Origin of the sequence: Pseudomonas sp. MD195_PC81_125, assembly GCF_014060985.1 — a bacterium.
Classification (GTDB): Bacteria; Pseudomonadota; Gammaproteobacteria; order Pseudomonadales; family Pseudomonadaceae; genus Aquipseudomonas; species Aquipseudomonas parakoreensis.
In genome coordinates, this window is sequence record NZ_JABULD010000118.1 from 1 (window position 1) to 1,950 (window position 1,950).

Below are 1,950 nucleotides of genomic sequence, written 5' to 3' on the forward strand. Positions count from 1 at the left end.
CTCCTACATTTGGAACGATTTTCCCCTGTAGGAGCTGCCGAAGGCTGCGACCTTTTTGAGTTTTGCTTCAGCCCTGCCCCTTGGCCTGCTGCTCCAGATGCACCTGCAATTGCGGATCGATCTGCAGCGCGGCAGCCAGTTCATCCAGGTAGTTGCGTTCGGCGTCTTGCTGATCGTCCACCAGTATCACGCTGACCAGGTACATTTCGGCGGCCATGGCCGGGTCGCCGTTGGCGGCCTCGGCGACTTCGTTCGCATCCAGTGGTTTGGCAATTTCGCTTTCGAACCACTGCTGCAATTGCGGATCGTCGGTGTGCTTGCTGATTTCACTGTTGATCATCTGTTGTTCCCGGGTATCGATCTCACCGTCGGCCTTGGCTGCGGCGATCAGCGCCCGCAGTACAGCATGCCCGTGCTCCTCGACTTCGGGCCCGGCCAGCAGATTTGCGGTTGGCGGAATCTGTTGTGGCGCCGCCGACGCCTGACTGCGCTGCCAGGCCTGATACGCCTGGAACGCCATCATTCCCAACGAGGCCAGTGCCGCATAATTGGTGCCGCCGGAACGACTTTGTGTACCGCCGCCACCGCCGCCAAGCAAACCACCCAGCAATCCACCCAAACCGCCCAGCCCACCGGACTGCGCGCCACTGGCGCCTGTACTCGCGCCGCCGCCCAACAGGCCACCGAGCAAGCCGCCCAGTCCGCCCAGACCTGCGCCGGCCGAGGCGCCACTTGGTTGTCCCGCCGAGGCCTGGCCTCGCAGCAGTTGTTCGAGCAAATCGCTGGTGTTCATGATCTCGTCCTCAGGCATTGGCATTCACCGCGTCAGGCAACAATAGACCGGCGCAGCCATCGCGCCAGCACCGTCTGGCTGACACCGGCGGTTTTCGCCGAGGTATTTTTCGAGCGGCCAGCTAAGATTCAACGGTGGTGAACCTTATCCCGGCCAAACCGGTCGATAGCTGCAACCCCGACCCGGTTTGCCGGCGCCCTTTGCTCGAGGGTGATACCCGGCTTGCTTCATTTTTCTGGAGAACGCCCCCGTGATATCGACCGTACACATCGCCAGGCTCAAAGCATGGGGCGCCCATGGTTTTACCGCGACCGGCGTGGTCACTGCCTTTCTGGCGACCCTCGCCCTGCTGGAGAACCAGCCGACCCATTGCCTGATGTGGCTGGGCGTGGCATTGATCGTCGACGGCCTCGACGGGGCGCTCGCGCGCAAGGTCAATGTGCAATCGGTGCTGCCGAGTTTTGACGGTTCGATCCTCGATCTGGTGATCGACTACCTGACCTACGTGTTTATCCCGGCGCTGTTCATCTACCGCTACATCCCCCTGCCCGACTACACCCTGCTGCTGAGTGTGTCGCTGATTCTGGTGTCGTCGCTGTTCTGCTTCTGCAACGTCAACATGAAAAGCAAGGACAACTATTTCGTCGGTTTCCCCGCCGCGTGGAACGTGGTTGCCCTGTGCCTGTACATCATTGGCCCGGGACCGTGGATCACTTTTCTGACCATCATTGGCCTGGCGCTGCTGACCGTCACCCGCATGAAGTTCCTGCACCCGTTCCGTGTGCGCCGGTTCATGCCGATCAACATCGCGGTAACGGCAATCTGGCTGTTGTGCAGCCTGTCGCTGGTGCTCAATCACCCGGTGATCAATCCGCTGGTGATGGGGTTGTGGCTGCTGATGTCGGCGTACTTTCTGGGGATCTGCATCTGGCGTACGGCGCTGGAGTGGTTTGATCGGCCGCCTCTGAAGTAAACCCACCCTATACCTTGTAGGAGCTGCCGAAGGTGCGATCTTTTGATCTTGCTTTTAAAACCAAAATCAAAAGATCGTCCGAACGCGGCCTGAGCCTTCGGCAGCTCTTACAGGGGTTTTCATTAGGTTTCAGCGTTTGGTAATCACCACCTCCAGATACTCGCTCGGCACCACCAGCGAACCG

General features: G+C 60.0%; 2 protein-coding genes. One reads left to right on the top strand and one right to left on the bottom strand.

Annotation, left to right across the window (positions count from 1 at the left end):
- Window positions 1-67: 67 nt before the first annotated feature.
- Window positions 68-793: a tellurite resistance TerB family protein gene (locus tag HT737_RS05055; protein ID WP_182401713.1), complete on the bottom strand. Its 726-nt coding sequence runs from the start codon at window positions 791-793 to the stop codon at window positions 68-70.
- A 250-nt stretch (window positions 794-1,043) separates the two neighbouring features.
- Here HT737_RS05055 and pcsA point away from each other — a divergent pair, with 250 nt between their 5' ends.
- Window positions 1,044-1,766, top strand: coding sequence for a phosphatidylcholine synthase (gene pcsA / locus HT737_RS05060; protein WP_182401715.1), 723 nt, complete (start codon window positions 1,044-1,046; stop codon window positions 1,764-1,766).
- The last annotated feature ends 184 nt before the right edge of the window (window positions 1,767-1,950 follow it).

What these genes read in the sequence shown, in the direction of transcription:
- HT737_RS05055 (WP_182401713.1), bottom strand. Translation starts at nt 793, where the DNA reads ATGAACACCAGCGATTTGCTCGAACAACTGCTGCGAGGCCAGGCCTCG.